Source organism: Nocardia terpenica, assembly GCF_013186535.1.
Lineage (GTDB): Bacteria > Actinomycetota > Actinomycetes > Mycobacteriales > Mycobacteriaceae > Nocardia > Nocardia terpenica.
Genome location: NZ_JABMCZ010000003.1, coordinates 1,480,782 through 1,507,581 on the forward strand (window position 1 = coordinate 1,480,782; position 26,800 = coordinate 1,507,581).

A 26,800-nucleotide genomic window follows, 5' to 3' on the forward strand; every position below is an offset into this window, starting at 1 on the left:
TGATGTCGTGGTGTGGGCTCGTGGGTTCATTTGTCTTCATCTCTTCGCAGGGCGATCTGAGTAGGTTGACCGGTCCATCTCGACCGACGGCGGCCGAGAAGCCCGGAGCAGTGGCGTCGTTGCCGCGAGTGCGGAAAGTTGATTGTTGCCCTCACTCAGGCGATGAAGTCGACGCGCTGGTCGACGAAGGTGCATCGCACGGGCACATCGGGGTTCGTCCGGCCTGGGCGGCCGAACCGTAGGGCATACACATGCAGCCGTTGCGGCTTGTACGTGTGGGTCGTATTCGGGGGCGAGTCGTTGGACCAGCTCGGCCGCATTCTCCCGAGATCCGTACTTCCGGCGAGCCGGGCTGGACCTCGGTCGGTGCCTCGAATTCCACTGTGGCCCAACGATTCTATGACGCTGTTGGCGTGAAACCAGCTGCGGTAGACCAACACTGGCGTAGGCGCAAAACATGCATACCATCCAGAACCCGAGACCGATCAACACGGCAGCCACATCGGCCTCCGGAAGCTCGTAGTCCGGTCTTGTAGGTGGTGCCGGATGGTCTTCAGCTCCGCCTCGGTGGGTGGCCGGTACGTGGTGCCAGTGGTAGTCGATGGGCCACCATCGTGGCGAGTTCCTGGCCGGTGGGGTGTGTGGAGGTGGATTCGTTTGCTGCACATGACGTTTCCCGTCTGTGTTACTGGCTCAGCCAGTCGTCGAGGGCGGCGTAGCTGATGGAGATGGTGACTGGGGCTGGGGTGACGGTGGGTACGGGATCGGTGGCCGGGATGTCGGCTGGAGCGGGCTCAGGGTGTTCGTGTGCGTTCGGTCAGTCCGGCGGCGAGGGCGAAACAAGTTGTCGCCGTGGTCATGTCGGGCGATGCGCCCCGACGTGCTTGTCCTCGGCCAGGCAGGCGAGGCTGGCCAGCCGGACAAGGCAGTCGTCCGGTGGATGGCAGCGGTGCAGGTTGTGCAGCTGCTGCGCGCGGGCGGGGGTGAGGGGGTCGAGGAATTCGACCTGACACATCACCTCCGCGAACCGGCTGTCGGTGGTCACGAACAGGTGCGGGTGCAGCCGGTCACCGGCCACGACGACCCCCGGCTGCGGTGGTGGTGATGGCGTCGCCCAGCGCGGCGACGGTGGGCCGCGTCCGGCCCTGCGGCGGGTGTATCCACACCCGGGTCGAATCGCCCGGGGTCGGCAATCCGATCACCCCGCGCGGGATCACGACCGTCACACCGAATCGCAACAGCCGCATCGTGATTCGCTGGGATTCCCCGAGCGAGGTCGGGCCGTCAGCCAGCAGCATCCAGACCGTCGGATGAATCGAGACCGCCGGCACCGGTGCCAGCCCCTCGGCTGCGATCACCCGCGCCGCCAGCGGGCGCGGCATCATCAGCCCCGACACCGGGCCCGCGCTCACATACAGACCGCCGTCCCCGCAGAAAGCATTCAAAACGAATTCTCGCCGATAAATATCGCGTCGTTCGATAATCTCGTGAATCGAGGCCGAATACTTGATTTCGGACATAGCTGTGATAATCATCGAATTCTCCTATTCGTAACGGGTGAAATGAAATCCGCCGATCGGAAAGCTTCTCGTCGACCGTCCAACTCGGTGGTTTCAGGGTCGGGAGGTCAGGCTGTGTGAGTGCAGGTTGGGATCGATTAATTCGCGCATCAGGACAACCGGCAGCTGTAGCGACGGGATCAAGCTGTCCGGAGTGGGAGCGGTGACCCAGGACTCCTCGGTCTGCGATGCGGTCAGCGTTCGCGGTAGCACGACCCGTGTTCCATGCGGGATCACCGCCCCGGCGTGGGCGGTCAACAGCCCTGCGATCATGGCGCTGATCCGGCCTGGTCCAGGCACTACCAGCGCGATGTGGTTGCCCCAGAGCCGGTCACGAAACAGGGGGATATCGTCGGCGAAGAGGCCACGGAGCGCACAACCTAGCGCGCGTGGCAGTATGACCGCCCCGATCGCGTTGTCGGTCGTCAGCGTCGGATACCCGGTATGAGTAGCGATGGCGGCCAGTCCGCACTCCCGACACCACCGGCACACCTGCTCCCCGGTGTCCGCGTCTGCGTCAGTATTTGGGGCGAGGTCAGTGAGCATAGGTGACCTCCACGACGTGGGCGTGGCCTTGACGGGCGATGTAGTCGAGCACGCAGATGCGGGCCACTCCCATCCCGGACAGATGCCCGGTGAAGGTCAGCACCATGTGCGCCTCGGCGCGGGCGCATTCGGTGACCAGCCGCACCAGCTCCGGGGGTAGCTGGCAGTTCTGCGGTGAGGACTCGTGGAAGACGCCGGCGAGCTGATGGTGGTACTCGGCCGAAGCGATACGAGCCAACTCGGCATCACACGCCTCGACTGCCTGCTCGGCGATCAAATCCGTGCGCAGGTACCCGTAACACAACGGTGGCAATACCACCGCCCTACCGTCGACCGTCGCACCGCAGCATGTGCCCGGATCGCGATTTCGATGAGGGTCGAACATGACCTGCTCCTAGCCTGGAATGCTCGGCGCGCGCAGATGCGCGGAGGCCCTGACAGCGACCGCGCCTGTACCGGACAGCAGCTCGCTCATCGCCTACTCAAATGCCTCGATCACCTCCCCTGCCGGGGCTGCCACCCGACATGGTGGGACGGTCACTGCCCCACGGCGGTCCGGGCGGCTGACGTAATTGTCGGGATGGTGGAGGAGGCGGAGGCTTTCGTTCCCAGCAGATTTCCGGTTGCAGGGTCCACAGATCGGCATCGCTACGGATGGTGCCCATCCAGCCGTACACATGCCACAGCGCGGGGACCACAACCACCGAAATTCGCGCCGGTGACAACGAGGCGAACAACTGCGGAAACTCGGCCTCCGACTCGACGATCCAGACGTCGACCAACTCAGCGTCGCGTTCGTCGGCCCACTTCACGATCCGATCGACTAACACCTCCGGTCCCTGTGACCGGCACGCATCGACGCGCACTACACCCAGAACTCGCGCGGTCACCATGGTTCGCCCCCGCGATCACGGACGACTTGAGCCATGGAATGCTGTAGATCTCCCCTAGTGGCGACGCCGCCCGCGTGGTGACGGCACACTGCCGGTTTCGCAGGACGCCGAGCACCACCGTCGAGCACATCAACAAAGCTGATGAGCCCCAGTGCCTGACGTCCGATCAGAATCCTCTCGCTTTCGGTCCCCGCTGCGGTGAGGTGAACGGTCATCACCACCCCCGCTCGCCGGTAGCTGATATCGAATCTGCAGATCGGCAGTTGCTGGTCGTCGCCGGGTTCTCGATCTGTGCCGGCATGGTTCCTCGATCCCGCCCGTCTTGCGACCGGCTGGAGAGCTTCCCATCTGTGATGGCTGACACACGAACTGTAGGATCAATCGCTAGTGCAAGTCAACGGCTGATCGCATCTATGTTTAAAGCTTTAATTCGAGCGGTAGCCGGTGCTAGGGTGACTCGCGACACCAAGGAAGTGGAGGATCGACCATGCCACCGGCCTCACCCACTGTGGCCCGATGGGAGCTGACGTACCGGATACGACGACGGCGAGAGGAGCTGGGTGCCACCAGTGCTGCGATCGCCAAGTCGCTGGGTATCACGTCGACGTACTGGCCGACGATCGAACGCACGTGGCGGGTGCTGTCCGAGGACAAGACGAGGATCCTGCTCGACGCTCTTGACTTCTCGGGTTCGGAGAGGGAAGAACTCCTCGAGATCAGGGAGATCGCGAGCGGGAGGGGTTGGTGGAATGAGTACATCAGCCTGTTCAACGACGAGCAGATGCGGTTGTGGGGACTGGAGTTCGGCGCTGCGGAGATCCGCAGCTTCGAAAGCCTGATGATGCCGGGTCTGCTGCAAACCGAGGACTATGCCCGCGCATTGATCGATGCCGACGGGTTGTTCGTGCGCAAGACGGAAGTCGAACAACGTGTCGAGGTACGGATGCGCCGACAGGAACGGCTCACAGGCGAGGATCCGCTTCGGCTGAATGTTGTTGTGTCTCAAGCTGCTTTGATGCAGCAGGTCGGCGGACCCGAAGTCCTGCTGGGGCAGCTGCATCGGCTGGTGGACGCGATCGAAAGCCTACCGACGGTCGACCTGCGGATCCTTCCCTTCACAAGTCGCAGCGGAACTATCTTGGGCGGTGCCAACTTCCACCTCATCGACTTCGATCGCGCTCAGTTGCCGACGTTGGGTTGGCACGAATCGGCGGTTGTCGGTCAGATTCTGGAGGATTCGACGATGGTCCGGAATCTGGTGACGACCTTCGGATACGCGCAGGCACAGGCCCTCGGTCGCGAAGACTCGTTGGCCCTGATCAAGCGGTTGGCCGACGAGCTAGGATCGGCTGTATGAGCTGTCGGTACACCAAGATCACGGACTGGAAGAAATCCTCCTTCTCGAAAGATTCCTCGACGTGCGTTGAGGTCCGCTTCGCCGGGAACACTGTGCTGGTCCGGGACAGCAAGTACGTCGGCAGTCCCGCAGATCAACCCATCCTGACGGTCCCGACTGCCATGTGGTCTGCTTTCGTCGATGCCGCCGCCGGAACCCCTACGGTGCCGGTAGAGGACCTCCCTACAGTCGACCGACGCGTGAATGGTGATGTTGTCCTTCGCGGCAGGTCCGGAGTCACGCTGACGTACGACGCTGCGGAGTGGAGCGCGTTTGTCCGCGGCCTGCACGCAGGCGAATTTGCCGCTGCCTGAACAAGAGTGGCCGAGCGGCTGCCGTTGGCCGGGGTGGCACCTGCTACCTAACGTCCTGCCCCAAAGAGGCGGGACGTTCCCTTTCGTACCGCTGCCATCCGGCATGCATCGTCGAGCAACGATCGGGAGGTCTGGACTCGGAACATAGCCTCTTGGGCGCCGACCCGGCGTAGGTGTCTGTCCTGTTCTGTACCAATGCGGATTGTTGTGTATCGCGGATACGTGGGATTCCATTTATAGGTCGAGTTCCGTGGCCTGGTCCCGCGAAGGGAGTGGCACCGGAGCGGCACCGTCGTTCTGCTGGGCAGAGGGGCTGGCGGCTCGTATGCGGAGCGCGTCTTCGCGGGTGCGTTGGTCATCGGTGAGTGCCGCGCGGCGTTGCCGTTCTTCATGCGCGGCTGCCAACTGTTGCTCGAACTGCGTCGCATCGGCGTTCGAGCCTATTGCCATGGTGACGAGTCGGTTCGCTTGGTTGGGATCACATACAGGATCGGGGTGGCCGATGACGGCGAGTCGCTGCCGTAGATTGGTGATCAGCTCGTCCAGCTGGCTGTCGGTCAACCTCCAGATCGGGTCGGTGGTTCGATCGACGGCTGCCCGATCGGCTGGTATTGGGCGCCCGCCGCGCAGGAGGGTGGTGACGTGGAACAGTTCGGTCTTCGTCTTCTGAAGGAGCTGCCGTGCGTGCGCGAGTTGGTCGTGGAGGCGGAATGCGGCGTTGAGGTGCGCCAGCTGTACGTCGGTGTCGTCGACGAGTTGGTCTGGGCCGCCAGCGAATTCGATCAGCGCATGTCGTGCAATCTCGGCTTCGGACCTGACCTCAGCGGCTACGTTCGCTGAACTGATTGCCGCGAGCTCGGCCAAGTGCAGATCGAGCCGTATACCGATGTTGTCGGGTCCGGTCCGCAGCGTGGCGAGGGCGTCCGCGTATTCGGCGCGAACGGCCGGGTCGGTTTTCTCCAGGAGACTTTCGAGTTCGGCGAGGTGCGGGTCGTGTCCTTGTTTCTGATCGAGTTCTGCCGCGAGTTCGTCGCGTCGAGCGCGGTCTGTTGCTGCCTGCACCTCGGCGTCGAGGAGGCGTTCCATGGCGTCGAGCCATGCGATTCGATAGGGCCGTTGGGTATCGGCGCGGGCACGTAGTTCGAGCACGTCCGGATCGGTGATCCCGGTGTGGTCGAGGGGATCGTCCTTGCTGATCTCGGTTTGTATCTCGGCGATACGCCGCTGCTGGTCTGCTGTGTCCTGGCGAAGTTGGTCGGCTTGTTCGCTGAGCGGCAGATCCGGGTATCGGCGAGGGCTGGAATGGGCGGCTTGGAGTGCGGCAGTTGCCCAGTCGAAGTCGTCTTCGGCGTGCTGCGGGTCGTCGGCGTCGCTTGCCGGTTCGTCGGCCAGTAACGCCTCGATGTAGTCCTCGTCGGGCTCGCTATCGAATACGGGCTCGGGTACCCAGGAGGCGGGTGGCTCGGTGTCAGGTTCGGTGATGCGGTCGGGATCGATTATCCCGGCGCGGGCGGCGGCTTCCTCGTCGGCGTCGGGGTCGAGTGGTTCGGGCGGTAGGTCGGTGGAAGTGGTGGCGGTGTGGCGGACGATGTCGTCGATCCACCACGCCAGTGTGGTCGCCATCTCGTGTGGCCGGACGGGGCCTCGGTCGTCCTCGTGGGTTGCCGTGATGAGCGTGTAAGCCGACTCCAGCAGTAGCCGTGGTGGCCATTCGGCGGGGTCGGTGGCTTCGATCGCGGCGACGAGTTGCGGCCATGCGGGATCGCCGAGTACCTGCGTGGCGAGGTCGTCGCCAAGGACGTCGGGCAATACGGCAGTCCAAGGGGGTCGGAGGCGGTTGCTCGCTGTCGCGAGTGCGCCAGGTTCCAGCCCCGTGATCAGCCGCCAGTACAGTGCTGCGGCGGGAAGCTCGTCAGGCAAGTGCCGACTGTCGGCGGTGTGGCGCAGCAGGGTCGCCACGTCGAATCCGTCGCGGTGGCCGAGGTCGAGTTGTTCGGCGAGTACGGGCCAGTGCGGGTCGTCGAGAATACGGGGACTGACCTGGTGGGCGAGGGTGGCCCACCGGTTGGTGGCGTGGTTCGGATGGTTCCCGAGGGCCGCGGTGATCCGACCGTGCAGCTCGTCTTGGTACCGGTGCTCGGCGAGCGGGTATCGGCGGGGTGGTCCGGCCGGGCGTCGATCGGCGTCGTCGATGTGCAGCGCCGCGCGCCAGACCGTGAGGTTGCCGATCAGGTCGGGATCTATGCCCGCGAGTGGCCGCGCCCACGTCGGTGTGGTGGCTGTCGTCCATTGCTGAGCCTGTTGTTCGACCCGTCCGGCGAGGATGGCGACGAGCCTGGTGCGGGCCGCCAGGTAGGGGCCATAAATGGGGTCGCGTGTGAGCGCGGTGGGCACCGCGCGGAGCCAGGGTAGCGGGCCGGTTCCGGCGGAGTGGTTGCCGGTGCGATCCAGTCGCCAGTCGAGTACGGCGGCGGCATCGTCGGCGGTGTCGAGTTCACGCTCGGCGACGGCTGCGCGGAGTGCGTCGAGGGGATCGTGGCCTTCGACCGCGAGGGTGGCGAGGTGTCCACGCAGCACCGGCCACGCGGGTTGGTCGGTCAATCCGGTGTATAGCTGGTCGGCTGTTTCGTCGATGCGGGCCATGGTGTCGGGACCGGCGAGGTGTTCGGCGACGGCGCCGATGGCGTCGGTGTAGGCGTCGACTGCGTGGCCGAGACGCTTGCTCGGGTCGAGTGCTTCGCGCTGGAGAGTGGTGGCCGACCGCTGGTGCCCGTCGCGGCCGATGATGTCGGTGAGGGTGTTGACGACCGTGGCCGGGTGTAGCGCTTCGTAGGTCCAGGGGCTTTGTTCGCTGGCGTCGGGTGCGGTGGGGACGTAAGCGTGGTTGGCATGTCGGCCTCGGGTGAGCATCACGTACAGCAGGGCGCGGTCTTCGTGCCCGGCGAGGACGCCGTGGCAAGTGTCGACGGTGATGCCCTGGGCGGTGCTGATCGTGGAGGCGTAACCCAGGTCGACGTTGGCGGCCACATAGGTGGGCGGCAGGGTGACGCGGCGACGCGACTTCAGATGTGCTGCGGTGATGCTGCCGTCGGGGTGGACGGCAGTGACGAGCCAACGGTATCCGTTGCGCACGGAATCGGTCGCGGAGATGCGCAGCCGCGGCTCGTTGCGGCGCGTGATGATCACGTCGCCGACGCTGGCCTGCAGACCGTCGGCCAGCTCGGCGTGCCGCCCCACCACCCCGCCGGTTCCGAGCAGGACTGCGAGTCGGTCGGCGCGGGCGCGTTCGTTGAGCGCATGCACGATCTCGTGAGTGGGCGCCAGCATGACCGTGTCGAGTCCGGCCGCGGTGTCACGGGTCCACGCGGTGTAGGCGGAGTCCTGGATCGCGGCAGGGGTGCCGGAATGGATGCGGCCGTGATCGAGGTAGTAGGCGATAGCGGCCGGGTCACCACTTCGAAGCGCAAGGCTGGCCGGACCTTCGGCCGTACGTCGTCCTGTATCGGGATCGATGAAACGCATAACGGACGTCAAAGTATGCGCATCAGTAGCGTGCACGATGTCGCGCACGACGCCGCCGGCAGCGACCGAAGCGAGCTGATGGTCGTCGCCGATACCGACCACTTTCGCACCGCGTTTGAGCAGGAACGCCACCGCCAGATCCAGCTTCAAGGTGCCGGTCTTGGCGATCTCGTCGATGATCACCAGAGTGTGGGGTCCGATGTCGTGAATCCACTCAGGTACGACCGGGTCGTCCCCGGCGAGTACGCGCCCGAGGGTGTGGGTGAGTTTGTCGATGGTGTGGGTTGCGGCCTTGATGTCCTCACCCAGCACTGCCGCAGCGGCAGCGGTCGGCGCCAGCCCGACCACCGTGCCATCCGCGGCGGTCCACGCTTGCGCCAACACCTGCATCGCGGTGGTCTTGCCGGTGCCGGCAGGCGCCGCCGCGACCGCGAACCGCGCATCACAAGTCGCGAACTCGCGAACGAGTGCCTCCTGTCCCGCGTTGAGCCCACGCCCGGAATGCCGGTCGGCGAATCCCCGAACGGCGGCATCCACTGTGTCTTTGGAGACGGTTCTGCCGCCACGCTGGTGGGCGGCGGCCAGCAGGCGACGCTCAGCAGCGAGAATGCGCGCGGACGTGAACTGTTGCGAGCCCGCCGTCCGGTACACCTCGGTGCCGTCGCGGCGCATGAGCAGCGCGGGCGTCGCGATTCGGTCGGGGATCCGGTGGGCGATGGACCTGTTCGGCAACAGCGCCGCGGCCACGACAGCCTCCACGGCGGTATCCCATTGGTCGGCGGTGACCCGCCCGCGAACGCGGCGCTCGGCCTCGGACCGGATGTGGGTCTCGCACCAGGTGGCGCGCTCCTCGGACACGGTGGCGATCACGTCGTCAGCCACGCGGGAAATCCATACGGCGTCAATGATTTCCGGCTGTGTCCGGGGCGGATGACAGGCCGCGTACACCATCTCGACGACGGCGGCCGGGGAGCCCAAGACCTGGACGGCCTCGTCCCACCAGCTGGCGCGTTGCTCGCCGAGCGACCGCAGCTCGTGCTTGGATTCGCGGGTCTCGAGCGTCGCCTGCTGCGCCAAACCGAGCATCTCCTTCGATGTCGGCTCGCGGCCATGCCGGTGCTGGAACCGGGTCGCCAATTCGCCGAGCTTGGACTCGATCTGGGCGCGGCGCCGCGACCATCGCCGGCACAATTCGCGGTCGACACCGACAATTTCCCGGGTCGGCCGCTTGGAGGAGTCGGGATGCGGGACGGCCTCGAATGCCACCCCGACCATCAAGGCCAAGTGTTTTTCCAGGCGGCTGTTGTAGACCTCCGAGGCCGTGACAGCGCCCTGGTAGAGCAGTCGGCCATCGAGGGCATACCAGCCGCCGTCGAGAGTGCGGACCTTGTTGGCCAGCACCACATGAGTGTGCAGATCGGGATCGCCCGCGCGGCTGTCGCGATGCACGAACGCAGTGCCGATCAGCCCCTCGACATCGACTTGTCGGCAGCCGTGACGCCCAACCCTTGTGTAGGTGTGGTGCCGTTCGAGATACCTGAGCGCGTCGGCCACTGCCGCGTCATGCGCAGCCTTGATCTTGTCCGCGACGGCACGCGGCGCGACAGCCCACAGCGCCGACACGCTCTTGGACGGGGAAAAGGTGAAGTCGAATCCGGCAACGGCGGTGGTGGCGTTGCGGGAGTTACGGGCCACCCACCCGGACAGCTCCCGATCATCAGTCGGGGGCCGATCGAACTCCTCGGCGAACATCGCCTGCGCAACCTTCGTGCGGATCACCGCCCGCTCCTCGTAGGGCAGCGCAGCGTGTCGTGGCTGGCCGCGGGCGACGTTGGCGGCGGCGAACGCTTCGGCGCATCGCTGCCGGTACGCACCGCCGCCGGTGTAAACCTTGTAGGGATTGCCCAAGCGGGTCGCGGCCAACGCCGCTCGCGCCGCGTCCTTCGCCTTCGCACCCATGGCGATCTCCGCCGCGCGCACCTGCTCTTCGATTCTCGTCGCGTTCGGATGTCGTCCCTCCCCGAACAGCGCCTTCATCTGTTCCTCCGACACCGGGTCACCGGCGTCGATGTCGTCGAACGCCACCAACCCCGACCCGCACCACGTTCCAGGCGATTCCCCCTTCGCGGTGTAGTAGTCCGCCAGCGCAGACCGGCCGCGATTGGACGCGTCATAGGCAGCGACTTGCCGAACGTAGTACTCGTACCCGTCCCCGGCAGAAAGCTTGTGTAACGTCGCCGTCACTATTCACATTATACCGTCGTTATCATTTCGTAATCCTCGGTGCAAGAGGTGTGAATAAACGAATTGAGGTGCTGGATATGGCAGCTAATGGCATGTGAGTAAATGGATCTACTGATCATTCGATGGTATAATTCAGGGTCTGTTTCACGATAAATCCTGCAAGGGAGTGTGGTCATGGTTGACAAGAAGACTTCAGCAATCTCCGCACGTCGTCAAGCGCGCGAGCGGCTCGCCCGAGAGCGTGCAGAGCAGGCGGAACGCAACAAGCTGAACGAGGCGGATCTCGTCGACTATCTGCTCCTGGAGCAGAAGGCTGAAGCGGTCGATTCGGAGCGGGAGGCTGCAATCACGGCTGCAAACGACCGGCATCGTGCGGCGCTCGCGGATCTGAAGAAGCGGCAGACTGAATGCCTGTCGCGAATGAGTCGACGCGGTGAGACGGCCTCGGCTATTGCAAGTCGTACCGGGCTCACCCTGCGGCAGGTAAATAGCTTGGTGGCCGCAACACCCGGGACTACCGGCAGAGGGCGACGCCGGAAGCCATGCCCAAGCATTGTGGTTGACGCGCCTAACTATGCTCCGAACTCTGTTTCGGTGGCGGATGCACGCACTGGTGACGGCGTATCAGGCACGGATTCAGCAGTTTGATTTGTTTCGTAGGTATGTGACGGTCTTCCCGTTGGCAGGTCGATCTGTCACGTCGAACAGGCCGCATCGTTTTAAGAAACGTCCAGGTTTGCTGCCCAACTGCCCGTTGAGCGTGGATGTGAGGGTGCTCTGCGCGTGTAGGCGGCTGCATACAGTCGACAGGTCCGCCCAGTCGTGGCGGGCGGCGAAGCCGGACTGGGTCGCTCAGTCGGAGCGTGAGAAATAGTTGGCGATCTCGCGGGCGCGGCGGGCAGACGCCCGGGCGTGCTCGGCGAGCCGACGAGCGTTATCGGTGCTGTCACGCCGATGAGCGGCGATCCCGGCATACAGGCAGGCTGCCTCGTCCTCGGTCGCGGCTAACCTGTGTGCCGCATCGACCAGGCTCTGTCGCATCGCGTCCCGGCGCGCGGCGAGCAAGATCCAGTCCAGATCGGCGCTTTGTGCCCGCGCCGTGGAGCGCGGCCGGTGACCAGCGGGCACTGCCCGGCGGATATACTCATCGGTCGCCACCTTCCGAAGATGCCCCGGCCGGAGCCGATTGACACCGGCGCCACCACCATCGCCGACACTCGGATGTCCACCGCTGACGCCACAGCCTGGGCGATCGCTTCGAATGCGCATGCCGTTGCAGCCGCACCTGGCCGACGGAGTGCGGCACTTCGCCAACGGCTGCGAACCCCCCACAGTCATTCCAGTCGGAATCGCTCGCGCCGCTGTCGTGCGCATCCTCAGCGCCGCTCAACAGGCCCGGCCGTGCGGTCAGCGAATTTTCTCGGGGATCGAGTCGAGTGCCCGCAGCACCTGCACCGCGAGTGCGGTCGCGGCGCTGTCGTCGAGGTCCGAGTACTCCCGCACGACATCGCGGACACGCGTCATTCGACGCTCATAGGGCGTTTTCGTTGCCATTTCTTGCTTCCTATCGGGTAGTGGATTTTCGTGATCGGCCTGGTCGGGCTGGTAGGCGCGGGCGGTTTCTCGATCCGGTCCGCGCATCCGCGGCGACGCATACATCTACGCTGCGATCGGTGATCCCGGCGCTTCCGCATGCCCGGCACCACGCGCGTGGTGGCTCGGCGCCGCGCGAGACCACGGTGGTAGTCGGACGGTGCCGTGTCGCGGGCGTGGTGGGTTCCGATCATTCGCGAGAAGTGCCTCCAGTCGTGTGGCTTGTCGGAGTCCATCGCCGGGTTCGCCACGCTCCCGACCACTCGACGAGTACAGCCGACGACCGTTCAGTGGCCGCCTGCGCCGCCGTCGGACTCCCACTGTTGTTCTGCGCCGACGGTTTCCGCGCTGTCGTCGATGTCCTTCGGTGCGGTGATCGCTAGCAGGGAATCGATTGTCGACGGGTTGGTGGGGTCGGCCGCGGCCGCCATGGCGGCATGTGCGGAGTCGGAGGTGGTGTTCGGGGGGATGATCAGCACGGCCACGGCAGTGCCGTTGAGCGCGACGACATCGAGGGTGGTGGCCGGCCGGTGCCGGTATCCGTCGAGGCACACCTGCCGGTCGCCGATGCGGGCTTTGCGTGGAGCCGGGGCCCACGTGCCGAGGTGGTAGATCACGCGATGGATCGGGCCGAGCCGCGCGGTGAGTGCCGGGAGGAAGCCGTGGAGTTCGGTGACCAGGTCATTGCTGTGAGGCCACCATGCGCCGGCGATCGGCCCGGCGTGGCGGGCTTCGGGCACCATACGCAGCCGCGGCTGATCAGCAGGGTTCGGCTCGGGGCGATTCGGTGGTGGCGTCATCGTGGATGTCCGGCCTGGCGGATCGGTGTCCCGGCCCATGTCGAGGTGATTGGTGATCGGGCGTCGCGCATCGAGTTGTGTCATGGTCCTGCCGGCTCGGAGAGTAGTGGTGATGCCCCTGGAGCGGCGGCGGAGCGGGGGCTGTCGTGGTCGGCGGTCGGGGCGATGACCTGCAGCACGAGCATGGCGTTGTCGCTGCCGAAGAGGTACAGCGTGTTGCCTGCCTCGAACGGGTAGGCGTCGAGCTGGACCTCGTGCTGGTCGACGGTCAGCTGCCGCGGTGCGGGCGCCCAGCTGGCCTGGTCGTAAACGACGCGGCAGACGGAGCCCCGCCGAATCGCCAGGAAGGACAGCAAACCGGGCAGTTCGGTGGCGAGGCGGTCGGAGCGGGGCCACCAGACACCGTCGATGTAGCCGTCGCTTTCGGGCTTCAGCCGCAACCGGAGTGTGCGCTCGGGTGGGATGCGGCGCCGCGCCGTGTGCCGGTGAATGTGCAGTCGCGCCATGGTGGTACTCCCGTTGTCGATTACCTCCAGTACACGCCGCACACTCCGTTGTGTCAACAGTGTAGGTCTACGCTTTCGATGCGGAGTACGTGGCTCTCGGGGTCATCGCGGCGCTGCCGGAGCGATGGTGGCCAGGCCGGTGAGCAGGATGTCGAGGCCGTGTTCGAGTTCGATGGCGCTGTCGTAGGTGGCCAGTTCGGGGGCGAGTCCGCGCACCAGCGGGAACTCGGCGATCGGTAGGTGATGCAATCCGAGGTGCAGCAGATCGGTGGCCTCGTCGGGGTGTTCCACGGTTTCCTGTGACTCGTTGAGCGCGTGCCCGTAGAGAAATCCGAACAGCGCGCGGTAGATGTGCAGGGCCTCGCTGCCGCTGAAATCCGCTCGGATGAGCAGTTCCAGGATGTGTTCCAGCGGCCGTAGCGTGCCCAGCGGCCGCTGCCCGAGCGGTGTGGCTAGTGGGTGGGTGACCAGGAGCGGAACTGCATGCGGGTGGGGCCACGGCAAGCCGGCGGAAATCCCGTGCGACGGCGCGTAGCTGGTGGCGCCAGTCAGGGTCGCCGGTGTCGACGGTCAGTTGCCCGAGCACAACCTCGGTGACGCCGTCCAGCAGTGCGGCCTTGCTGGCCGTGTGCCGGTAGAGCACCATCGGGTCGCGCCCGAGGGCTGCGGCGAGGCGCCGCATCGACAGCCGGTCAACATTGTCGCGGTCGATGATCTCGAGTGCGGCGGCCAGGATCACCGGACGGGTCAACGGGCGAGTGCGATCGTCGCCGGCGCGAGAGGTCGGTCGAGTCCGGCCACCGGATGGTCCAGCCCCTCGCGTCGTTCATCGCTTGCACCGCCTGACTCGGTCACTGTTGACAACATCGTACTTCTACACCGTAGACATGTGCTGTATCCGCATCTAGGCTGGTAGCTATACCGGTTCATGCGTCGACCGGCCGGCCGCTCCGGCCGCCCGCGGCCAGAGCGCGCATCCGGGGTCAGGACCATTGCGATGGCCATCGAAGACAAGATCACTCACCAGGTTCGGGCAGCGAAGACGAACCTGGACAAGCTGTTCGACAAAGCCGCCGCGGACGCCCACCGGCGGACGGACAGCCTCGGGCGCCACGCCGGCGGCGCCATCGACCGGGCCAGGAACACGCTCCGGGATGTGTTCAAACGCTGAACCCGCTCCGAGGCGTTCACAGCATCCACGGCGGACCGGATCGCCTCCGGGCCGCTGTGGTGGCGGCAGTCGAGCAAGTCGAGGACGTGAACAATGGCGATTACCGAAGTCGGCGTCTACGCCCATCTGAGTCCCGCCGATATCGAGGCGCTCGGGCGTGAACTCGACGCGATCCGCCGTGATATCGAGCACGGCCGTGGGGCGCGGGACGCGGCCTACATTCGCCGCACCATCGCATTTCAACGAACGCTGGATGTCGCGGCCCGGCTCACGATCGGCCTGAGCCGCAGGCGGCTCGGCTGGGCGCTGGGCACCGCCGGGCTGGCGGTGGCCAAGAGCATCGAGAACATGGAGATCGGCCACAACGTCGGCCACGGCCAAATGGGATTGGATGAACGATCCCGAAATCCACTCCGCCACATGGGAATGGGACATGGCCGGACTGTCGTCGCAGTGGCGCTACGCCCACAACTTCCGCCATCACGTGTACACGAACGTGCTGGGTATGGACGACGACATTGGCTTCGGCGTGATGCGGGTGACCCGCGACCAGCAGTGGCGACTGCGGCTGCTGGTCCAGCCACTGCAGAACCTGCTGCTGGCGGCCACGTTCGAGTGGGGTATCGCCCTGCACGATCTGTATTCCGAACGCGACCGCGCGGCCACACCCCAGGAGAAGACCGCGCAGACCAAGGCGCTGGTCAAGAAGATCGCCCGGCAGACCGGCAAGGACTACGTGCTGTTCCCGGTATTGAGTGGTCGGCGGTGGCGGCGGACACTGGCCGCTGACATGACGGCCAACATCCTACGCAACCTCTGGGCCCATATGGTGATCTTCTGCGGCCATTTCCCTGACGGCGCAGAGAAATTCACACCTGCGGTCCTCGACCACGAAACTCGAGCCGAATGGTATCTGCGGCAGATGCTGGGCACCGCCAACTTCGACGCCGGACCGCTGCTGGCCTTCCTGAGCGGAAACCTGTGCCACCAGATCGAACACCACCTGTTCCCGGACCTGCCCAGCAACCGCTACGCCGAGATCGCCCGCCGGGTCCGGGCCCTGTGCGGCACATACGACCTGCCCTACACCACCGGGCCGTTACTGGGTCAGTACCTGGTGACGCTGCGCACGATCAACAAGCTCGCACTGCCGGACAGTTTCCTGATCGCCACCGCCGACGACGCACCCGAGACCGCGTCGGAACGAAAATTCCACGGCCACAACACCTTCGCAGACGGCGACGCCGACCACTCGGCTGGTCGGCGGGGCCTGCGTTCCGCACTACACGCCTCGGCCGCGCCACCGACCCGTCTCCGGATACACCGGCGGATCCAAGCGACGCCCATCTACCTCTGGCTCCCACATCGGAGTGTCTGTCGAGCGATGCGGTCGATCCTGAAACCTGCACCAGCAGCCCTACATTCAACCGTACGGAGCAGAAATGAGAACATACGCAAACAACCGCAGGATGATGCGCGGAGGTAGCCGTTCGCGACCGACGAGCGTCGTCATAGTCCTGGTATTCGTGTGGCTGATCATCGGCGCCATCGCCGGTGGGCAGCGGCACTACTACACGAGCGCACCGACCAACTGCGCGAGCACCGGAACCATCGCGGTAACCATTATCGCCGGCCCGCTCAACTACCTGGGCATGCATCCGACGGTCGGCAAATGCCACGTCGATGTCCCCCAACCCAGTCCATGATCACGGACCGGCCGGCCACGCGGCATAGGGCAGTCGGTGAATCTGTTGTCGGACAACAACTCCACGATGGCCTGCGTGCGCAGCACAGGATGTCCGGGCCGCGCTCGCCGGGGCGCTACGACGTCCTTGCCGTTGCCTCGTCGGCCGGTGGTATCCACGCCCTGCGTACCCTGCTGGGTGCGCTCGGCCCGGACCTCCCGGTGCCGGTGCTCGTTGTCCAGCACCTCGACCGGCGCCATCCGACCATGCTCGCCGAGATTCTCGCCCGCGTCACAACCCTGGTGGTCAAGCTGGCCGACGATGCCGAATACGCCGTGGCCGGCACCGTCTACCTGGCGCCGCCCGATCGCCACCTCCTCGTCGGCCCCCACGGGCGCCTCACATTGTCGACCAGTGAGCGCGTGCACTTTTCGCGCCCCTCAGCCGATCCGCTCTTCGAGTCGGTAGCCCAGGTCTACAAGCAGCATGCCATCGCCTGCGTACTCACCGGCACCGGAAGTGACGGTGCGGTGGGCGTTGCCGCCGTGAAATCGCAAGGTGGGACCACGATCGCTCAGGATCCTCGGACCGCGCAACGGGCGGGTATGCCTCAGGCTGCCGTCGCTACCGGCGTTGTCGACCTCGTACTACCGCTGGAGGAGATCGGTGCGGTGATCCGCGGACTGGTCCAGACCCGCACGGACACCTGGCCAATCGACACCGTCCCGGCGGTCCGGGCCGCGTCGTAACGGGCAGATTGCCCAGGCATATGCGATGCCATCACCATCGCGATCGCCCTACCCAGCCGGGCCACGCCGCAGCGTCCATGATGATGCGCGCATGTGGTCACCGCGTGGCGGGCGCATCCTCCGGTCCGGGGAGTGTGGCATCGCCCGGCCCTGGCAGTGTGGCCGCGAGACCGGCCAGCAGGATGTCGAGGCCACGTTCGAGTTCCACGGCGCCGTCGTAGGTTGCCAGCACCGAGGCCAGGTTTCGCACCAGCGGGAACTCGCCGATCGGCAGCCGATACAAGCCCAGTCGCAGCAGGTCGTCGGTCTCCTCGGGGCGTTCGACGAGTTCCTGCAACTCGTTGAGCACGTGCCCGTAGAGGAATCCGAACAGGGCGCGATAGATATGCAGCGCATCGACCTCGGTGTATCCGACGCGGGTGAGCAGTGCGAGTATGTCCTCCAGCGGCCGCACCACCGCCGGCGCCCGCTGTCCCAGTGGGGTCGACAGCGGCCGGGTCACCAGCAGCGGCACCACCTGTGGATGTGCCAGGGCCAGCCGCCGGAAGTCCCGGGCGACGCGACGCACTTCGGCGACCCAGTCGGATGCCGCGGGGTCGACCGAAAGCTGCCCGAACACGCTCTCGGTGACTCCGTCTAGCACCGCTGCCTTGTTCGGCACGTGCCGGTAGATCACCATCGGATCGCGGCCCACCGCCTCGGCCAGGCGCCGCATCGACAACCCGTCCACCCCGTCGCGGTCGATGACCTCGAGCGCCGCGCTCAGCACCGCCGCCCGCGTCACCGGACTGTCCCGGCGACCGCCCCTGGGCTTCTTGGAGTTGTTCGACGATTCAGCCACCACGAACGGGCTCCGTTCCTTCCGGGATCGGGCAAGCATAGGTCAACAATGTTGACATACGAACGGCCCCATGCTCCTACAGACGGACGGCGCTTCACCCGCCGAGGCAAGTGGCGCCGTGATCGTCACGAATCGACGGCCCCGTTGGGTGTCGGCGCGGCGGCGGCAAGCAGGGTTGCGGAGGCAGTCTTCTCGCGGGCCAGGAAGGTGCCGACTTCGCTGATCGCGCTCATCAGTGGTGCCGGGAACACCACGGTGGTGTTCTTGTCGACTCCGAGTTCGATCAGGGTCTGCAAATTGCGTAACTGCAGAGCCAAGGGGTGGGCCATCATTGTGTCCGAAGCCTCGCCCAGCGCTGCAGCTGCCAGCGATTCGCCTTCGGCGGCAATGATTTTCGCGCGCTTCTCGCGTTCGGCCTCGGCCTGGCGGGCCATCGCCCGCTGCATGCTGGCGGGCAGTTGGATGTCCTTGAGTTCGACCAGGGTGACCTCCACGCCCCATTCCAGGGTGGTGGTATCGAGGATCTGCGCGATGTCGGCGTTGATCGTGTCGGTCTCCGACAGCGCCTGGTCGAGAGTGTGCTGACCGACCACTTTGCGCAGCGTGGTCTGGGCGATCTGATCGATCGCGGAATACACGTTCTCGATCGCGACCACCGACTTCTCGGCATCGATGACCCGGAAGTAGGCGACCGCCGAGATGTCGACGCTGACATTGTCGCGGGTGATGATCCCCTGCGACTGGATCGGCATGGTGACGATGCGCATCGACACCCGCCGGAGCCGATCGATCACCGGGACGATGAGGTTCAGGCCGGGATCCCGAACCGCCACCACGCGCCCGAGCCGGAACAACACACCCTTCTCGTACTGGGTCACAATCCGGATCGAGAGCGCCACCATGATCAGCAGCACCACGATGACGACGACGATGACGATGACGACGTTCACGACGACTCCTTGCGTGTGCTGCCGGTCCATCCGAGACGATGGGTCTCGAGCCGGCGCTGCCACTGTCGTAACGCGGCAGCCCGGCCGATACGGTCTCGCGGGCCGGACATCAATAACTCGTCGACCGTCGATTCGTTGTGCTTGCCGGATGCGGTGGTCATCACCGAGAACGCACGATGCGCGGTCGTGCCGGGGGGAACCACGAGCAGGACCAGACGGCGATCGCGCGGGCCGGACACTTCGACCGTGTGCGCGGTGCCGTGTCGGTATCCGTCGAGTCGCACGACGTGTCCGGCGAAGACGAATTCATCGGGCGCACTTGCCCATTCCCGCAAGCGATAGGTCACGCGATGGACGGTGCCGAGCTGCGCGGCCAGTGGTGAGAGCACGGCCGGAAGCTCGGCCGGGAGGTCGTCGCTGTAGGGCCACCATGCGCCGTCGACATAGCCGGTCTTGGCCGAATCGACCTTCAGCAGAATACGCGGTGTGCGTTCGCCGGGTGGGCTGTGCGGCCCGGTACCAATTCGGATGGTCTGTTGCGTCATAGCGGACGCTCCTATCTCGGCCGGGGATTCGGCCGAATCTGCTTCGAGCCCGGGCGACGATGTGGCCTTGGAACAGCCACCCCCGAGGTGCCGCCGATCCCTGTGGAGTCAGCGTTCGAAGTCGCCGTCTCCGGGTGTGTGGTTAAACCGGATCGGCCTGGCCGTTCGATGCCTGCACCGGTTGTCACCCCAGCTTAGACGCTTATACGATGTAAGTCTACATTGTAGTATAACGCCGTTGACAGAACGTCCGGGCGACCGGCGCGATCGAACTCGAACTCGAACTCGGCCCCATCGCCATCGCCATCGCCATCGCCGCGGCCCGCGCACGCGGTCATGACAGGCGCTGCGGCCCGAATGCCACTTCGGGCGTGGCGACCTGATGGTAACCACTACGCGAGATCCTCGTGACACCGAAAGCGTTGCCGCAGTCCAGCTTTGAGTTCCGAGGCGACAGGTTTCCTCGAACAGCATTCGGGTGGGGAGGTTTCTGGTCGACCGGTCGCGACTTCCTGGCGAATCGTAAACCTGTACAACAGATTTCAGATGTAGAGCGCTAGGGTATAGCTGTGGCCTGGGCGCACGGCCGGTCGTCCGCCGCGACGAGTTGCGGGACGATGTGTGTGGAAAAGTATTCGGTGGGATCCTGGTGGCCGATGTTGGCCGTGATCAGTATCGCGCCTCTGGAGGCGGCCGCTGCTCGTAGTCGATTCTGCGCGGGTTCGGCGAGGAAGCCACCCGCAACGACTGCGAAGATCTCGTCGGCCCGCGAGATCGCCTGGTGGGCTTCGCGTTCGGAGAAGACTCCCGTGGCATCGAATCCATGCGAGGTGAGCACGGCGAGCGCGGATCCCATCTTTGCCGGTGAGCCGCCGGCCACGACGACTCGCCGGGTTCGGGGATGTTTCATTGCCGATCTCTGACTGCGGTCTCCCGCATCGTGTGCCTCGGCATCGCTCACTCGAGCCTGTCTCGCCAGCTCGGGTGGGTGCGGATGTGACGTGAGCCGCCGGCATGTTCGGCGTAGTCACGGCTTGTCGCGGTGTCCTGGGGATGCGCTCGGCGCAGCAGCGCTCGGGCCGCGCTGGTGAGGTACGGGCGCGGGCCGCCGGCGGACTGGCCGTTCAGGACGACCACGGCGAGGACGCCGACGACACTGGCGCCGAGGACAAGGCCGACGATCAGGGCGAGGACGAGCATGATGGCTCCCGGGTGATGCGTTGGTTGTGTATTGCTGTGAAGGTTGGCTGTCTACCGGTGATTGGCACGTGAGTGCCGGTCACCGTGCGGCAGCCCTGCCAGGCGCGGCTGGTTCCGGTTGTTGTGGCGTCGGTCAGTAGTAGTGGCGTCGGCCGCCGACCCCGTGCCCGATGCGGCCGGCGACCATCAGCGCCACACCGACGAGCAGGACGATGATTCCGGCGGTGGTGAGCAAGCCGAAACCGAGCACCAGCCCGGCGATAAGCAGGACGGCTCCGAAGATGATCATGACGTGGGGTTACCTGATTCTCTGGTATTGCGTGAGGTGTCACGCGGCACATCGAGCGGTTGCCCAAATGGGTCGAGGGTGCTCGACGGTGACGATCCGCGAAGGGCGCCGGTCTAACGGGCACCAGTGGTAGCGCGACCGAACATCTGCCCCAGACTGCGCCGATGGACCGGAGGCGAGGACACCGCCTCCGGTCCATCGCCAGGCACCTCGGCCGCGACATCAGTCGCGCCGACGTAGGAGGCCGGGGCGCTCGGCCGCGGCGCGGAACGCCGGCGGGTGTCATGCGAGGTCTTCAGTTCGCTGCGGGCGCTGCGTCCACGGCGAGCGGTGCGCCGGGCGCCGGCGAGCAGCAGGCCCAGTCCGGCGATCCCGATACCGCCGACGACGATGCCGTAGAGGAACAGCACGCCGGTGGATCCGGTGATGTGGTAGCCCAGCACCCCGAAATGGTCGGTCAGGGTGTGGGCATTGCCCGAATTCGCGAACACACCGATCACGCCGATGAGAACGGCAGCGACGAGGATGACGAGTCCGATAATGACGGTCATGGTGATCCCTCGGATCTGTTGATACCTCCAGTACATGCCACTCACACCAACATGTCAACACTGTATGCCTACGTTATAGAACCAGTTTGTGCAGGCACGGACTGCCAGCAGCATGAGAAGGCGACCGGCAAGGGCCCGTCACAGAACTGGCCGTGATCGCCGAGATCGCTTGGGTGTGCATATTGCAACGTCGTGGCCCGACTGGTGGCAGGGCGACGATCGCGCGCGGTGTGCTGGACCGGAAAGAACGTCACGCTGACGACCCGGAGTGAGAGCGCGACGGGGGTGAGTATTCCACCGGTTCCGATTGCGCCCTCTACCGGTGCTGGCCTACGGATCGATGTCGGAGTTCCAACCGATCTGGTAGCCCCGTGTGAGCGATTCACGTTCGAGTTCCGGGTTGTAGGTACCGCGACGGAGGGTCGGCAGGGCCAGCTTCCTTGCGTTCGCCGCGCCTTTGGCGTCGGCTGCGAGAGTTCGGGTTTGGAGATCGGATCCGGTTTGCCGGTCGGCCTCGGCTGCCGCAGCCGCTTCGGCGGCTTGGAGGCGAGCCCTGATGCCGAGGCTGAAGCCGTGCATCCAGCTGATCTCGGGGTCATCGGGAGCAACTCCGGGCGTTGCTGGTAGGGGCGGATCTGTGGCGTGGCGGAGCATTCGGCTGCGCAGCGGTGGGTACAGGATTCGGACTCGTTCGAGATGACGCGGTGCCCCGTAGACCTCGACAGTTGCGGAGGTAGGGCTGTGCTGCCAATAGGCCGTCGTGCAGTGCAGTGCGGAAGCGATGCCGGCCAGCAGCATGATCTGCTGGTGTAGGAAGCCGCCGGTCAGTGAATAGTCTTCGCGCATCACGGCGTCGGCGGCGGTACGACCGACCTTGATGTGGGCGTACTCGATTCCGTGCTTGGCTAACAGCTGGAAGGCGCGTTCTTCGAAGAGATCGCCTTCGGGGGTTCCGGCTCGGCTCTCGGCCTTCGCGAGCAGGTTGCCGATGAGTTCGATCATCTCCTGCCGGTCACGCTTGGTCACGATCGTCTCCTGGAGTCGGTGACTACGCTCGTTCAGCGTATTCGCGGCTGTCATACTTCCTGGCCTGGCGGATCACTCGGCCGACGGCGTGTTTGCTGCACCCGCCTACGAGCTTCGCGATTTGAGGATAAGTTCGCTGCTCGTCGTGCCACAGCCGAAGGATCTCCCGCACGGTGTCGGGGTCGCGGCGGCGGGCCGGATCCTCCGAGCACAACTTCGTGGCGATGTCGGTCCAGACATCAACCGCAGGTCCTGCCGGGGCCTCCGAATTGCGCGATCCGGCTGTTCGGCCGTGCGTACCGATACGCACCACCGCAGTGCCGTCGTACGGCCCGGCGGCGCCGCAGTCGTGCGCCGTCTGTAGGCGTTGTCCGACGGAACATTGTTGATGCTGCGCATGACTGCGCATCGGTGTGACGGTGTCACCAGCCGACGACCGTGCGGCGGCTATGCCGGCAACGCGGGAAGGCTCAGTGCTTGCGCCGCCATGAGCGGGTGAGGGTGTCGTCGGTCCTCCTGGCGGGGTGAGCCCATCGTCGCTGTGCACGGCAGGCCACGGACTCGGTGGGTCCAGGTCGAGCAGTGCGGTCGTGCTGCGCAGCGCTGCGATGTGGTCGATGAGTACCTCGCGGTGATCGCGTCCGTCGAAGGGGATCAGGCCGCCGCTGTCGATAGCGTGCCGCATCGCCTTGCGCAGACGCCGATTGGCGTTCTGAACCCGACGGGCACTCGCACCGTCGGAGTTGCGGATCGTATGCGCCTCATCCACGGCGAGAGCCAACGCGATCACTCGCCGCTGCCTGTCCGCATCGGACGCGGTTCGCTGCGGATCCAGGTCGGCTAGCCGGAGCCGAACAAGCAGCCGCTCGGGTGTGATCGTCCAGTTGATCCGCGATCGGCGACTTGCATTGAGGCGGCGTTCGAGCGCCATGCTGCGCTCCCACCCCCAGGCGGCGACCAGCGGTGCGGTCAGCCGGATCAGGAGCGTGCCGAAGTTGTCAGCGTCTGAGGCCGATAGCACCGCGCTCAAGCACGTCATCGCCCACATCGCGATGCCATCGACACCGCCGGGGGAACCAGCACGCTGCGCTGCGCGAGCCCGGAGCGCACTGGTGATCACCATGATCTCCAGGAATGAGAAGAACGCGATTCGGAGGAACCCGGACAGATGCATGGCGTCGCCCATGAAGACCCACATGCCTTGAGCACTGACCCCGGTGGCGATTGCTGCTGCGAGAAGTGTGCCGACGCCCTCTCCCGTCCAACCACGTTGTGCCGCAATGCGCGTCAGTCGATTGGACAGGATCGCAATGAGCCCGAGGCAGCAAGCTGCGGTCAGGAGCGTGAGCGCCGTTGCGAGAGGATGGGCGCCAACAAGCTCGATGAGCTGCCTGCCCAGAATCTCCAACGTGTGAGCGGTGTGATTGGCCACGATGTCGATCTCCATCTTCATCAAGCCGATGAGGGAGGGGTGGAACGAGCGTCCGGCCGCAGGTTCAGCGGGCCGGGCCAGCTGCTTAGTTGCAGTCGAGCTGCTGTCGGTACGTGCGAATCTCTTCGTTGTGTCGCGCGCAACTTGGCGTGTGCCCAACCTCGCGGTCGTCTGGATGCGGACCGCATTGTGGACCGAAATCCACGATCCGGCAGCCGCACGTCCGGCATGTCCATGAGGTGAAGGGGTGTGAATGAGGGTGGGACGAGCCGCCTGCGATGTAGTTGAAGGCGGCTTCGCCTGGATACGGCTCGCCATCGAGATGGAGCGCGCGGGCGACCTCTGACCAGGACCGACCCTCTTCGCGGCCGTGTCGGGCGTACTCGCCGGCCAGTCGCTGAAGCTGCGACATGAGGGACTTGGAGACTGCGGCAGCAGCCAGCGGATCGACGGGTACTTCGACAGATAGGTTGCCCCAGCCGTCTACCTGCCGGAGGACGACGGCCGACTCGCCATCGCGGCGGCGCAACGTATCGAACACCAGCTGTCTCAGCTTGCGAATCGCCTCATCGTATGGGCTCATTCTGCACCGCCGTTCTTACGATTCCAGCGCCTGATAACGGCGGCGGTCGATACTCCGACGGTTGCAGCGACGATCAGGAGAATTATCGTTTCATTGGAGCGGAGGACTGTGTAATCAATAGATCGACCGTTTGAAGTCACCGATCCATTCTGATCTTCCGCTCGGAATGCAGATAGTTCTGCCCAACTTTCGCATTCGGCCTCAACGGCTGCTTCACCCGACCATGATTCTGGTTTTGGGCGCGCTGAATCAAAATCCGGCATGACGCCTTCCTGGAATGGTTGGTGATGTCAGGTTATGTGCCCGGAATCGGCGGATCTACGAGGTTGCTGCCGATCTCGCGCCACACTCAGAGTGTGTAATCAATTACACACTCTGAGTGCTGGAGTGTCAAGTCAACTACACACTTTCGTCGTTCGGTGTGTTGCCGATCTGATAGACCCGCTCGCGGGAGAGTTGGGCAGCTTCGGCGATGCGCACCCGGGACACCTTGGCTTCGAATGCAACACGGATGGCCTGATCACGCGCCTCGATCGCTTCGGCGGCACGGCGCGCGGTGTCGCGCACGGCAGTGAGCAGCTTCTGCTGTTCCTCGGGCGACACAGGCATGGGTACCGATGGTAGCCGGTTGATGCACGATGACGGCCTGATGAGTTGGGTGACTCAGCGGTCGTGAACCGTGACCGCTGGGTCACCTGCTCTGGTTTGCTGTGTGGATGCCCCTTCTGCTGCTCCTTGGGTAGGCTGAACTTGATTTGATGGGCGTACGCCGAGTGCGTGAGGCTCGGTGTTGGCGCACTCCGGTGAGATGTGCAACCCACCCCATTCGGGGTGGATGGAGCCATATGGCAAGTGCGTGAGTCTCCGTTTAATCTCCACTATTGCGGCCACAACGTGCCATAACTTGCCCTAACCGCTGGGCTTGTAAACCGCGTCTTTGCTGATGAGCACTCACTTTTGCCATATGGCATGTGATGGTGTATGGGGAAGGGACCTCATAACCCAGAGGTCGCAGGTTCAAATCCTGTCCCCGCTACTAACGAGGGCGGTCCTGACTGGCATTTTCAGGGCCGCCCTCGACTTTTGTCGAGGCTCGCGGTACCGGCCTTGGTATCACGCCGAGTCGCTTGTACCGGTCGGCGCTTGAAGCGCTCCGAAATACTCTTCTACCAGCTGATTTCCCTAGGCAGGGCGGGACGTATGGGACTGGGATCGCCGGGGTGTCTGCCAGGCATTCGCATGACGCTCGATAACCTCCTCACCGGCAGGTTCGCGTAGGTAGGCGATCCCAGCGTCCGGAATGTACCGATGGCGTCGATATAGTAGAAGCGCTACTTGGATTTACTCCGAATCACTCGTATCATAGTGATATGAAGAACCTCAGAGTCAACGACCCGGACTATCACGCAACCATAACCCTCGCCGAGGCATGGGGGATCGACCCAGCCGAGGTTTACGCCCGCGCGCTGCGCGGCCTGCTGACCACGGTGAAGCCGCAAGCACCGCTGCGTGAGCGCATCCGGATTCACGGCACGTACAAGGGGACTCGCACTGAAGGCGAGTACTACCCCGACGATCAGTCGGTGAAGATCACCAGTGGGGAACTGGCCGGGAAAGTGTTCACATCCCCGTCGCAGTCAGCAAGTGCGGTCGTCGCTGCTACCTCGCCGGACGTCACCGCTTCCCGGAATGGGTGGACGCAGTTCTGGAAGGTCACCGAGACTGGCGAGCACCTGGATTCGCTGCGTAAGTGACCGGCGAATCCAGGGGCACGTCACCTGGACCGCAATGTCTACGCCCATGCAACGCAGGTGATGCCACCGTGAACCCTCCATCGCTCGATGGCTCAACGCCTCCGGCATTCCGACCGGTTGAACCCGCCTCGGACCTGCTTGGCATGACGCGCGCAAGCGACCTTCTGGATTCCATACCTGATAGTGCTGTTAACAGCGTGCACGCGTGAGAATGGTGGCCGTGCCTTCCCGTCGTAGCACAAATGCGCAGGTCTAACCCTAGATTATGAGGAGAGTTAGTGCCCGGCGACGCGACGCGCTCAGTGGATCGAGAAGTGCGCATTGCAATGCGCTCTTCCTTTCGCAGGGCAGTAAGCGTAGCGTCTTGGCCGTGAAGCGAGACGACTCTCGCCTAGCTGATCGATACGGAGGAGTTCGATGTCCCAGTCCGTCCGAGTTCTGCTGATGCTGATTGCCACCCTGTTCGGTGTGATCGTAGGCCTCATCGCTGGAATCCTGACCGCTGTCGACGGCGGTTCGTTGTCCTCCGCTGTCGTTCATGGGGCGGCTGGGTGCGCCGGTGCGAGCGTCTTCGCCCTTACGGTCATCGCCTTCTTGTTCGGATTCCGGCAGTGATCGAGACCGGGAACCGCTTGGTGTCGCGGAAGGAGG

General features: G+C 64.9%; 30 protein-coding genes and 2 pseudogenes. 9 read left to right on the top strand and 23 right to left on the bottom strand.

Annotated features, from left to right (window positions below; genetic code table 11):
• Positions 1 to 856 precede the first annotated feature (856 nt).
• The 5 genes from HPY32_RS28405 to HPY32_RS28425 form a co-directional block, all read right to left on the bottom strand.
• Positions 857 to 1,078, bottom strand: coding sequence for a hypothetical protein (locus HPY32_RS28405; protein WP_067577352.1), 222 nt, complete (start codon positions 1,076 to 1,078; stop codon positions 857 to 859).
• Positions 1,068 to 1,535, bottom strand: a complete 468-nt coding sequence (locus HPY32_RS28410) for a hypothetical protein (protein ID WP_156673786.1) — start codon at positions 1,533 to 1,535, stop codon at positions 1,068 to 1,070. Before HPY32_RS28410 ends, HPY32_RS28405 begins: the two co-directional genes overlap by 11 nt.
• 78 nt (positions 1,536 to 1,613) lie before the next feature.
• A complete protein-coding gene (locus tag HPY32_RS28415; protein ID WP_156673787.1) occupies positions 1,614 to 2,105 on the bottom strand; it encodes a hypothetical protein in 492 nt (163 codons plus the stop codon).
• Positions 2,095 to 2,490, bottom strand: coding sequence for a hypothetical protein (locus HPY32_RS28420; protein WP_156673788.1), 396 nt, complete (start codon positions 2,488 to 2,490; stop codon positions 2,095 to 2,097). Before HPY32_RS28420 ends, HPY32_RS28415 begins: the two co-directional genes overlap by 11 nt.
• 97 nt (positions 2,491 to 2,587) lie before the next feature.
• Complete coding sequence (locus tag HPY32_RS28425; protein ID WP_156673789.1) at positions 2,588 to 2,998, bottom strand: Rossmann-fold NAD(P)-binding domain-containing protein; 411 nt, start codon at positions 2,996 to 2,998, stop codon at positions 2,588 to 2,590.
• 487 nt (positions 2,999 to 3,485) lie between these two features.
• Here HPY32_RS28425 and HPY32_RS28430 point away from each other — a divergent pair, with 487 nt between their 5' ends.
• Positions 3,486 to 4,355, top strand: coding sequence for a helix-turn-helix domain-containing protein (locus HPY32_RS28430; protein WP_067577360.1), 870 nt, complete (start codon positions 3,486 to 3,488; stop codon positions 4,353 to 4,355).
• Positions 4,352 to 4,708, top strand: a complete 357-nt coding sequence (locus HPY32_RS28435) for a DUF397 domain-containing protein (protein ID WP_067577362.1) — start codon at positions 4,352 to 4,354, stop codon at positions 4,706 to 4,708. The genes HPY32_RS28430 and HPY32_RS28435 overlap by 4 nt, the downstream gene beginning before the upstream one ends.
• Before the next feature lie 234 nt (positions 4,709 to 4,942).
• On the opposite strand, the gene mobF is transcribed toward HPY32_RS28435, so the two are convergent.
• Positions 4,943 to 10,474 carry a MobF family relaxase gene (gene mobF / locus HPY32_RS28440; RefSeq protein WP_082870473.1) on the bottom strand — a complete coding sequence of 1,844 codons (5,532 nt, stop codon included), beginning with the start codon at positions 10,472 to 10,474 and terminating at the stop codon, positions 4,943 to 4,945.
• Positions 10,475 to 10,648: 174 nt separating this feature from the next.
• On the opposite strand from mobF, the gene HPY32_RS28445 reads away from it, so the two are divergent.
• Complete coding sequence (locus HPY32_RS28445) at positions 10,649 to 11,122, top strand: hypothetical protein (RefSeq protein ID WP_156673790.1); 474 nt, start codon at positions 10,649 to 10,651, stop codon at positions 11,120 to 11,122.
• A 204-nt stretch (positions 11,123 to 11,326) separates the two neighbouring features.
• Here HPY32_RS28445 and HPY32_RS28450 read toward each other — a convergent pair whose 3' ends face one another.
• The 5 genes and pseudogenes from HPY32_RS28450 to HPY32_RS28465 form a co-directional block, all read right to left on the bottom strand.
• Entirely contained in the window at positions 11,327 to 11,632 is a 306-nt protein-coding gene (locus tag HPY32_RS28450; RefSeq protein ID WP_067577366.1) for a hypothetical protein, read from the bottom strand.
• Between the two features lie 249 nt (positions 11,633 to 11,881).
• The gene (locus HPY32_RS44915; RefSeq protein WP_231951269.1) at positions 11,882 to 12,028 is read right to left on the bottom strand and encodes a DUF6307 family protein; all 147 of its coding nucleotides are present in this window, start codon (positions 12,026 to 12,028) and stop codon (positions 11,882 to 11,884) included.
• A 326-nt stretch (positions 12,029 to 12,354) separates the two neighbouring features.
• Positions 12,355 to 12,951, bottom strand: coding sequence for a DUF5994 family protein (locus HPY32_RS28455; RefSeq protein ID WP_231951270.1), 597 nt, complete (start codon positions 12,949 to 12,951; stop codon positions 12,355 to 12,357).
• Entirely contained in the window at positions 12,948 to 13,373 is a 426-nt protein-coding gene (locus HPY32_RS28460) for a DUF5994 family protein (protein ID WP_067577370.1), read from the bottom strand. Before HPY32_RS28460 ends, HPY32_RS28455 begins: the two co-directional genes overlap by 4 nt.
• Before the next feature lie 102 nt (positions 13,374 to 13,475).
• Positions 13,476 to 14,124, bottom strand: a pseudogene (locus HPY32_RS28465) (TetR/AcrR family transcriptional regulator).
• 246 nt (positions 14,125 to 14,370) lie between these two features.
• On the opposite strand from HPY32_RS28465, the gene HPY32_RS28470 reads away from it, so the two are divergent.
• From HPY32_RS28470 to HPY32_RS28485, 4 genes and pseudogenes are all read left to right on the top strand, one after another.
• Entirely contained in the window at positions 14,371 to 14,544 is a 174-nt protein-coding gene (locus HPY32_RS28470; RefSeq protein WP_156673791.1) for a hypothetical protein, read from the top strand.
• Positions 14,545 to 14,637: 93 nt separating this feature from the next.
• Positions 14,638 to 16,030 (top strand): annotated as a pseudogene (locus tag HPY32_RS28475) (fatty acid desaturase family protein).
• Between the two features lie 40 nt (positions 16,031 to 16,070).
• Positions 16,071 to 16,250, top strand: a complete 180-nt coding sequence (locus tag HPY32_RS28480) for a hypothetical protein (protein ID WP_373686678.1) — start codon at positions 16,071 to 16,073, stop codon at positions 16,248 to 16,250.
• Positions 16,251 to 16,339: 89 nt separating this feature from the next.
• Positions 16,340 to 16,978: a chemotaxis protein CheB gene (locus tag HPY32_RS28485; protein ID WP_067577372.1), complete on the top strand. Its 639-nt coding sequence runs from the start codon at positions 16,340 to 16,342 to the stop codon at positions 16,976 to 16,978.
• A gap of 97 nt (positions 16,979 to 17,075) precedes the next feature.
• Here the strand turns inward: HPY32_RS28485 and HPY32_RS28490 are convergent, their stop codons facing one another.
• The 12 genes from HPY32_RS28490 to HPY32_RS28545 form a co-directional block, all read right to left on the bottom strand.
• On the bottom strand, positions 17,076 to 17,858 hold the full coding sequence (locus HPY32_RS28490) for a TetR/AcrR family transcriptional regulator C-terminal domain-containing protein (protein WP_067577374.1): 783 nt from the start codon (positions 17,856 to 17,858) through the stop codon (positions 17,076 to 17,078).
• A gap of 86 nt (positions 17,859 to 17,944) precedes the next feature.
• A complete protein-coding gene (locus HPY32_RS28495; RefSeq protein ID WP_373686694.1) occupies positions 17,945 to 18,721 on the bottom strand; it encodes a slipin family protein in 777 nt (258 codons plus the stop codon).
• Between the two features lie 44 nt (positions 18,722 to 18,765).
• The gene (locus HPY32_RS28500; protein ID WP_067577377.1) at positions 18,766 to 19,314 is read right to left on the bottom strand and encodes a DUF5994 family protein; all 549 of its coding nucleotides are present in this window, start codon (positions 19,312 to 19,314) and stop codon (positions 18,766 to 18,768) included.
• A 556-nt stretch (positions 19,315 to 19,870) separates the two neighbouring features.
• Positions 19,871 to 20,224 (bottom strand): hypothetical protein, encoded by a 354-nt coding sequence (locus HPY32_RS28505; protein WP_067577379.1) that lies wholly within the window; start codon positions 20,222 to 20,224, stop codon positions 19,871 to 19,873.
• Positions 20,225 to 20,271: 47 nt separating this feature from the next.
• Entirely contained in the window at positions 20,272 to 20,514 is a 243-nt protein-coding gene (locus HPY32_RS28510) for a hypothetical protein (protein WP_156673792.1), read from the bottom strand.
• Between the two features lie 133 nt (positions 20,515 to 20,647).
• A complete protein-coding gene (locus HPY32_RS28515; protein ID WP_171983091.1) occupies positions 20,648 to 20,803 on the bottom strand; it encodes a DUF6131 family protein in 156 nt (51 codons plus the stop codon).
• A gap of 113 nt (positions 20,804 to 20,916) precedes the next feature.
• Positions 20,917 to 21,354, bottom strand: coding sequence for a hypothetical protein (locus HPY32_RS44030; RefSeq protein WP_197696314.1), 438 nt, complete (start codon positions 21,352 to 21,354; stop codon positions 20,917 to 20,919).
• Between the two features lie 330 nt (positions 21,355 to 21,684).
• Entirely contained in the window at positions 21,685 to 22,380 is a 696-nt protein-coding gene (locus tag HPY32_RS28525) for a DUF2786 domain-containing protein (protein WP_067577383.1), read from the bottom strand.
• A 22-nt stretch (positions 22,381 to 22,402) separates the two neighbouring features.
• Positions 22,403 to 23,833, bottom strand: a complete 1,431-nt coding sequence (locus tag HPY32_RS28530) for a hypothetical protein (protein ID WP_156673793.1) — start codon at positions 23,831 to 23,833, stop codon at positions 22,403 to 22,405.
• A 64-nt stretch (positions 23,834 to 23,897) separates the two neighbouring features.
• The gene (locus tag HPY32_RS28535; protein WP_156673794.1) at positions 23,898 to 24,395 is read right to left on the bottom strand and encodes a hypothetical protein; all 498 of its coding nucleotides are present in this window, start codon (positions 24,393 to 24,395) and stop codon (positions 23,898 to 23,900) included.
• The gene (locus tag HPY32_RS28540) at positions 24,392 to 24,658 is read right to left on the bottom strand and encodes a hypothetical protein (protein ID WP_156673795.1); all 267 of its coding nucleotides are present in this window, start codon (positions 24,656 to 24,658) and stop codon (positions 24,392 to 24,394) included. Before HPY32_RS28540 ends, HPY32_RS28535 begins: the two co-directional genes overlap by 4 nt.
• A gap of 136 nt (positions 24,659 to 24,794) precedes the next feature.
• Complete coding sequence (locus HPY32_RS28545) at positions 24,795 to 25,004, bottom strand: hypothetical protein (protein WP_156673796.1); 210 nt, start codon at positions 25,002 to 25,004, stop codon at positions 24,795 to 24,797.
• 761 nt (positions 25,005 to 25,765) lie between these two features.
• Between HPY32_RS28545 and HPY32_RS28550 the strand changes: the two genes are divergently transcribed.
• Both HPY32_RS28550 and HPY32_RS28555 read left to right on the top strand, forming a co-directional pair.
• Complete coding sequence (locus HPY32_RS28550; protein ID WP_067577389.1) at positions 25,766 to 26,149, top strand: hypothetical protein; 384 nt, start codon at positions 25,766 to 25,768, stop codon at positions 26,147 to 26,149.
• A 417-nt stretch (positions 26,150 to 26,566) separates the two neighbouring features.
• Complete coding sequence (locus HPY32_RS28555) at positions 26,567 to 26,764, top strand: hypothetical protein (RefSeq protein WP_067577392.1); 198 nt, start codon at positions 26,567 to 26,569, stop codon at positions 26,762 to 26,764.
• Positions 26,765 to 26,800 lie beyond the last annotated feature (36 nt).